The sequence below is a fragment of the Actinobacillus ureae ATCC 25976 genome, from assembly GCF_000188255.1.
GTDB lineage: Bacteria > Pseudomonadota > Gammaproteobacteria > Enterobacterales > Pasteurellaceae > Actinobacillus > Actinobacillus ureae.
Window position 1 is genome coordinate 20,780 of sequence record NZ_GL831081.1, and the last position, 7,254, is coordinate 28,033.

The 7,254-nt window shown below is 39.2% G+C and carries 6 protein-coding genes and 1 pseudogene; 4 read left to right on the forward strand and 3 right to left on the reverse strand.

The features are described from left to right. Positions 1-148 precede the first annotated feature (148 nt). From fis to sixA, 3 genes are all read right to left on the reverse strand, one after another. Positions 149-445 (reverse strand): DNA-binding transcriptional regulator Fis, encoded by a 297-nt coding sequence (fis, locus tag HMPREF0027_RS07910; RefSeq protein ID WP_005623949.1) that lies wholly within the window; start codon positions 443-445, stop codon positions 149-151. Between the two features lie 27 nt (positions 446-472). Further along, a complete protein-coding gene (gene dusB, locus HMPREF0027_RS07915) occupies positions 473-1,435 on the reverse strand; it encodes a tRNA dihydrouridine synthase DusB (protein WP_044024530.1) in 963 nt (320 codons plus the stop codon). 225 nt (positions 1,436-1,660) lie between these two features. Then, on the reverse strand, positions 1,661-2,155 hold the full coding sequence (sixA, locus tag HMPREF0027_RS07920) for a phosphohistidine phosphatase SixA (RefSeq protein WP_005623954.1): 495 nt from the start codon (positions 2,153-2,155) through the stop codon (positions 1,661-1,663). A gap of 131 nt (positions 2,156-2,286) precedes the next feature. On the opposite strand from sixA, the gene pyk reads away from it, so the two are divergent. The 4 genes and pseudogenes from pyk (at position 2,287) to tyrA (ending at position 7,198) form a co-directional block, all read left to right on the forward strand. Then, a complete protein-coding gene (gene pyk, locus HMPREF0027_RS07925; RefSeq protein WP_005623956.1) occupies positions 2,287-3,726 on the forward strand; it encodes a pyruvate kinase in 1,440 nt (479 codons plus the stop codon). Between the two features lie 78 nt (positions 3,727-3,804). Then, positions 3,805-4,851: pseudogene (locus HMPREF0027_RS07930) on the forward strand (glycosyltransferase family 9 protein). A 42-nt stretch (positions 4,852-4,893) separates the two neighbouring features. Next, positions 4,894-5,958 (forward strand): 3-deoxy-7-phosphoheptulonate synthase, encoded by a 1,065-nt coding sequence (locus tag HMPREF0027_RS07935; RefSeq protein WP_005623959.1) that lies wholly within the window; start codon positions 4,894-4,896, stop codon positions 5,956-5,958. Between the two features lie 118 nt (positions 5,959-6,076). Beyond that, a complete protein-coding gene (gene tyrA, locus HMPREF0027_RS07940) occupies positions 6,077-7,198 on the forward strand; it encodes a bifunctional chorismate mutase/prephenate dehydrogenase (protein ID WP_044024470.1) in 1,122 nt (373 codons plus the stop codon). Positions 7,199-7,254 lie beyond the last annotated feature (56 nt).

Genomic DNA, 7,254 nt, shown 5'->3' on the forward strand with positions numbered 1-7,254 from the left:
GTGGTTTAAAGCCTTGTAATATAAGGCTTTAAACCACTTTTTACCAACCTTTTTGTCTACTATGCCTATTTTTTTGCGTTCAATAAAAAGCAAAAACCTCACTGAAAACAGTGAGGTTTTTGTCAGATTACCTGAAGTTCAGCAAGGATTAACCCATACCGTATTTTTTTAATTTTTTACGTAATGTACCACGGTTAATGCCTAACATTGTTGCCGCACGAGTTTGGTTACCACGTGTATATTGCATTACCATATCTAACATTGGGTGTTCGATTTCAGATAATACTAATTCGTATAATTCTGTTGGATCTTCACCGTTTAATTGAGATAAGTAATTTTTTAATGCTGCTTTTACATTGTCGCGAAGTGGTTTATTCACTTGTTGCGCTTGAGCATTTAACATTGATACAGTTAATGGGTTTTGTGTAGGTTGTTGTTCTAACATTGTCCTCTATCCAACTAAATAAGGATTCTAACGAATCGATTTCACAAAATCTTCCAATGCCAAGAGTTGTTCTTTTGTAGATTCCAGTGCATTGAAAGTACGCTTAAAATTCGAGTTTGGCGCAAGCTGTTCTACATACCAACCAACATGTTTACGTGCAATTCGATAACCTTTCTCCTCACCATAAAACTGGTGAAGGTCTTCTATATGCTTCAACATCAGTTCGCATTTTTCATCAAGTGATGAGTTTGAAGAACGTCCATTCTCTAAAAAATCTTTAACTTCCTTAAATAACCAAGGGCGACCAAAACTGCCTCTACCGATCATAACCGCATCTGCTTTGGTGTAATCTAGAACATATTTTGCCTTCTCTGCGGAAGTTACATCACCATTAGCAATAATCGGAATAGAAACTGCTTGTTTGACGGCTTTAATACTTTCATATTCGGCTTCACCATTGAATAAACAATCACGAGTACGACCATGAATCGTTAAAGCGGAGATACCTGCTTTCTCGGCAATTTTCGCAATCTCCAAACAATTTCTATTTTCTTGATCCCAACCTGTTCTAATTTTTAATGTTACAGGCACATCAACAGCATTTACAACTGCATCTAAAATTTGAGCAACGAGTTCCGGTTCACGTAAAAGTGCAGAGCCTGCCATCTTTTTATTTACCTTCTTCGCTGGGCAGCCCATATTGATATCAATAATCTCTGCCCCATACTCTACATTTACTTTTGCAGCCGCCGCCATCTCTTGTGGATCAGCCCCAGCAATTTGCACGGCATTCACACCAATCTCTTCATGATGCGCAAGCCTCAAGCGAGATTTTTCGGTATGCCATACATCGGGGTTGGTGGACATCATCTCCGAAAACGTTAAACCGGCTCCAAGTTGACTACACAAACGGCGAAACGGTTGGTCGGTAATACCTGCCATTGGTGCAAGGAAAATACGTTTTTTAAATTCATACTGTCCTATTTGCATCTTACCTTCACCGTAAATGATTAAAATTAAAGCGATTTTAACGAGAGAGACATCCAAATAAAAAGTACGGCTAAAAAACCGTACTTTCTTATTTAAACCTTTCAGGCTAACCTGATTTTCGAGGTGCGTATGATACGCACTTTTTTCCTATTTTGGAAGTCTATTTATTCGACAATTTTTAAAAATATTTAAAAACTTTGCATAATTCCGCAAAATACCGCGAATTTATGGCTTTTCAACCGCCGTTATTTTGCCAAAATTACTCTGCCAATCAATTTCAGCGATGATCGCAGGATAAAAATGCACCGTTTCTTGCTGAGTAGTTAACGCTAAGACCAAATCATACACCAGTGGCAAATGAGAAATAAGCAATACATTCTTTGCCCCTTCTTCTCGTAAAAAAGCTAAATAGCTACAAACATTATCAAGATCACCTGACGGTGTAATGCCTTCCCAAATCTCAATCAAGTTTTCATTTGTGAAATTTTTACCTAAATCGACCGCTTGCATTCCTTGGAATAAGCAATCAAGCGTTTGCTGTGTCCGGCGATAAGGGCTGACTAAAATTTTATCTAACACAATTTGCTGAGCGTTCAAACGCTTAGCAAGCCATTCTCCTTGCTTTTTAGCCGCTCTCTCTCCTTGAGAAGTTAAAGTACGTTCACTGTCAGAACTTGCATTAAAACCAGCCTCACCGTGGCGCATAACCCAAATATTCATAGGAAAACCTCATTACTGTATTTAAACCTAAAAGATTTAGGCGTATAATGTGCCACGATTGAGACAGAATCAAGCCCTGTCATAAAAAGAATTTTTAATTTCGACAAATCAATACATTACGGAGTCTATTAATGTCTAGAAAACTCAGAAGAACTAAAATTGTTTGTACAATGGGTCCAGCTACAGACCGTGGCAATAACTTAGAAAAAATTATTGCTGCCGGTGCAAATATGGTTCGTATGAACTTCTCACACGGTGTGCAGGAAGATCACATCGAGCGTGCAAATAAAGTACGTGAAATTGCAGCTAAATTAGGTAAAACAGTTGCAATCTTAGGTGACTTACAAGGTCCTAAAATCCGTGTATCAACTTTCAAAGACGGTAAAATCTTCTTAAACATCGGTGATAAATTCACTTTAGATGCAGATTTACCACGTGGCGAAGGTCACCAAGACGCTGTTGGTTTAGACTACAAAAACTTACCAAACGATGTAGTACCGGGCGATATTCTTTTATTAGATGATGGTAACGTTCAATTAAAAGTGCTTTCTGTTGAAGGTGTAAAAGTGCACACAGAAGTCACTGTTGGCGGTCCTTTATCAAACAATAAAGGTATCAACAAATTAGGCGGTGGTTTATCTGCACCTGCATTAACAGACAAAGACAAAGAAGACATCAAATTAGCAGCGAAAATCGGTGTTGACTATCTTGCGGTATCATTCCCACAATCAAGTGCAGACTTACACTACGCGCGTCAATTAGCACAAGAAGCAGGTTTAAATGCAAAAATCGTTGCAAAAGTGGAACGTGCTGAAACAGTAGCAACTGAAGAAGCAATGGACGACATCATTTTAGGTTCTGACGTTGTAATGGTTGCACGTGGTGACTTAGGTGTTGAAATCGGTGACGCTGCATTAGTTGGCGTACAAAAACGTTTAATTCGTCGTGCACGTAAATTAAACCGCGTAGTAATTACTGCAACGCAAATGATGGAATCAATGATCAAAAAACCTATGCCGACACGTGCTGAGGTTATGGACGTTGCAAACGCGGTGTTAGATGGTACTGATGCGGTAATGCTTTCTGGTGAAACTGCAAACGGTGACTATCCGGTAGAAACGGTTAAATCAATGGCTGAAGTATGTTTAGGTGCTGAAACAATGCCTAGCATCAATATTTCTCGCCACCGTATGGAAGGTACTTTCTCAACTATCGATGAAGCTGTAGCAATGTCAGCAATGTACACTGCAAACCACTTAGAAGGTGTTTCTGCAATTATCGCATTAACACACTCTGGTGAAACGGCTAAATTAATGAGTCGTATCAGCTCAGGTTTACCGATTTACGCATTATCTCGTAACCAAAAAGCATTAAATCTTTCTGCGCTTTACCGTGGTGTTACACCGGTATTCTACGATGAAGAAAGCCGTACGATTGATGGTGCAAAAAAAGCAATCACATTATTAAAAGAGAAAGGTTACTTAATGTCTGGTGATTTAGTGTTATTAACACACGGTGATGAGTTAAAAGAAGGCGGTACAAATACTTGCCGTATTTTAAAAGTTGAATAATCACTGAATTCAATCTAAAAAGCCCACGCTAATGCGTGGGTTTTTATTATGTACCTTAATTTCAATACGCAAATTCCAATGAAAAAACAACCTCTTAATATCTGTATTTTACGTCTCTCCGCTATTGGTGATGTATGCCATACCCTAGCTGTCGTTCAGGCAATTCAACGTCAATATCCCGATGCAAAAATCAGCTGGATAATCGGCAAAACCGAAGCAATGCTGATACAAGGCTTGGAAAATGTCGAACTGATTCCCTATGATAAAAAAACTGGATGGAAAGGAATATTTACACTTTGGAAAGCTCTAGCTAACAAGCGGTTCGATTTCCTGTTAAATATGCAAACTGCTTTTCGTGCTTCTATGATCTCGTTAGGCATTAAAGCCACTAAGAAAATTGGTTTTAATCGAGATCGTGCACGTGAAATGCAGTGGCTTTTTACCAATGCAAAAGTAGAAATGACCACTTCTCCACACGTATTAGATGGGCAAATGATGTTTGCTAAAGCAATTGGTGTAACTGATTTAACTCCTTGTTGGTCACTGCCTTTAAGCCAATCTGATCTTGATTACAGTGCTACTTTTATCGATAAAACCAAGAAGAATGTCTTAATTTCACCTTGTTCCAGTAAAAAAGAAAAAGATTGGGGAGCAGAGTCTAATGCGGAAATCGCTCAATGGCTTACCGCTTAGAATATCAATGTGATTCTTGCCGGCTCTCCTTCTGCTTATGAAATGGAAACAGCAAATAAAATTCAACAACTTGCGCCTAATTGTATCAATATCACAGGGAAAACCAGCCTAAAACAACTTGTAGCATTAATTAAACAAGTTGATCTAGTTATCTCACCGGATACTGGTGCGGCACATATTGCAACTACACAATCTACACCTGTTATCGGCTTATATGCGATCCACAATCCTCGCCGTACAGCGCCCTATAATGATCAACACAATGTTGTTTCTGCTTATGCTCAAGCCGTACTAGATTATTATGGAAAACCGTGGAATAAGTTACCTTGGGCAACCAAAGCCAAAAGTAAATCAGGCGAAAGATTAATGGAACGAATCAGTGTAGACGATGTGAAGAAAAAAATAGTTGAAACTCTAGCTGTAAAATTGTAAAGTAGCGCTGTATTATTTTTTTTACGCATACAGGAAACAAAAATGAACACCGTAGTTAACCAAGATAGTTTACATAATGTAAATATTGCTAATGAAAAAGTATTACTCACACCAGCTGAACTTAAAGCGGAATTTCCATTACCGGAACATCTGCGTAAACAAATTGAAACATCACGTCGTGAGATCTCAGATATTATTCATAAACGTGACCCACGTAAACTAATTGTCATTGGTCCTTGCTCTATTCACGATCCGATCGCCGCTATCGAATACGGAAAAAAATTAAAAGTATTGGCCGACACCGTTTCAGATAAACTTTATATCGTAATGCGCGTTTATTTTGAAAAACCACGTACTACTGTGGGTTGGAAAGGTTTAATCAACGATCCGAAAATTGACGGTACTTTTGATGTTGAAACCGGTTTACGTGTCGGACGCCAACTTTGTTTAGAACTCGCAGAATTAGGTTTACCGTTGGCAACTGAAGCGCTAGATCCAATGACACCACAATATCTAGCGGATCTCTTTAGTTGGTCTGCGATTGGCGCTCGCACAACCGAATCACAAACACACCGTGAATTAGCTTCCGGCTTATCTATGGCGGTCGGTTTTAAAAACGGTACGGACGGTGGCTTAGCAGTGGCAATCAACGCTATGCAATCTGCTGCGCAAAGCCATAGCTTTATCGGTATCAACCAAAAAGGTCAAGTAAACTTATTACACACCAAAGGTAATCCGGATGGTCATGTGATTTTACGAGGCGGCAAAACACCAAACTTTGAACAACAATATGTTGAAGAATGCGAATTAGCGTTACGCAAAGCAGGCTTACCGGAAGCAATTATGATTGACTGCAGCCACGGTAACTCCAATAAAGATTACCGCCGTCAACCATTGGTAGCGGAAAATGCATTAGCACAACTGTTAGCAGGTAATACTTCGATTATCGGTTTAATGATCGAAAGTCACTTAAATGCCGGTAATCAATCATCAGAACAACCGTTTGATGAAATGAAATACGGTGTATCTATTACCGATGCTTGTATCGATTGGCAAACAACCAATGAAGTATTAACTAACTTTGCCGAAAAATTAAGACAGAAATAACGACCGTAAATAATTTAGTAAGATTCATATAAATTAAATAAGCGGTCAATTTTGCAAAGTTTTATGCAAATTTGACCGCTTGTTTAATGAGTCTTCCGACAGAATGAAGGAACAATCAATGAGCCCATTAAATCCTTTACAAGAAAAAATCGATCAAGTTGACCAACAATTAATTCAACTATTTGCCGAGCGCTTAAAACTGGTTGCTGAAGTTGGAAAAGTAAAATCGGAACACGGCATTCCGGTTTACGCACCGGAACGAGAAACAGCGATGATTGCTGCTCACCGTCAGGAAGCGGAAAAGCAAGGCGTACCTGCTGATTTGATCGAAGACGTATTAAGACGTGTCATGCGTGAATCTTATGCGAATGAAAATAAACACGGCTTTAAAACGACCAATCCGAATATCAATAAAATTGTGATTATCGGTGGTAAAGGCAAATTGGGTGGGTTATTTGCTCGTTTTCTTGGGCTTTCCGGTTACCAAGTCGAAATACTAGGCAGCAAAGATTGGAATAATGCGCAACAAATCCTTAGTGGCAGTGATTTAGTGATTGTATGCGTGCCAATTAACAAAACTTTAGAAACGATTGAACGTTTACAACCATTCCTGACTGAAAATATGATTCTAGCGGACTTGACCTCGGTTAAAGCTCAACCGCTTGAAAAAATGTTGGAAATCCACAGCGGCCCGGTTGTTGGTTTACATCCGATGTTTGGGCCGGATATTGCTTCAATGGCAAAACAGCTGGTTGCCTGCTGCCACGGACGTTTTTCCGAAAAATACGAATGGTTAATTGAACAGATAAAAATTTGGGGTGCAAAAATTGAAGTGATTGATGCTCACGAGCACGATCATGCAATGACTTATATTCAAGCTTTGCGTCACTTCTCGACTTTTACTTTCGGTCTACATCTATCTCGCCAGCCGGTAAAATTATCGCAACTTTTAGTACTCTCCTCACCAATTTACCGTTTGGAATTAGCGATGATCGGGCGCTTATTCGCTCAAGACGGTGGCTTATATGCGGATATTATTTCGGATAAACCGGAAAATCTGGCGATAATTGAATCACTAAAAGACACTTTCGCGACCAGCTTGGAATTCTTTAAAAACAATGATAAAGCCGGTTTTATTCAAGCGTTTGAAGAGGTTCATCATTGGTTTGGTGATTATTCGGAGCAGTTCTTAAAAGAAAGCCGAATGTTACTGCAACAAGCAAGCGATAACCGCAAATAGTAACAAAGCTCATCTGATATGATCTGCACCCCAAAAGTTGGACTAGCCTCTAACTG